This is a genomic window from Neolewinella lacunae, assembly GCF_014349155.1.
GTDB lineage: Bacteria > Bacteroidota > Bacteroidia > Chitinophagales > Saprospiraceae > Neolewinella > Neolewinella lacunae.
This window is the reverse complement of the sequence record NZ_JACSIT010000002.1, coordinates 1-347: the sequence shown is the minus strand read 5'-3', so window position 1 is coordinate 347 and position 347 is coordinate 1. Positions and strand designations below refer to the sequence as shown.

Annotated in this window: 1 pseudogene; it reads left to right on the top strand. The window is 59.4% G+C overall.

Going from position 1 to position 347, the window contains the following annotated elements:
- A pseudogene (locus H9S92_RS00010) lies at positions 1–347 on the top strand (hypothetical protein); the annotation flags it as partial.

Below are 347 nucleotides of genomic sequence, written 5' to 3'. Positions count from 1 at the left end.
GAGTTCTGTGTAACGCCGGACAAAGCGCCGACGCCAATCTGTATCCAGACGCTGACCGTGACCTTGATGCCCAACGGCCAGGGTGGTGGAATGGCGGCCATCTGGGCCACGGACTTCATCGCCAGCGATGTGTTTGACTGCTTCGGTAACCTGATCGATAAGTACAGCATCTACACGGAAGAAGAAGCGGGTGTTGCCGGCTTCACGCCAGTGGCTGGCCGTCTGGGCATTGACCTGGACTGCGAGGTAGTTAACCAGGACGTACCGGTGCGGGTGTACGCCGTTGCCGACAACGGCAGTGCGGATTACTGCTCGGTCATCGTACAAGTCCAGGCCTTCCAGGACGG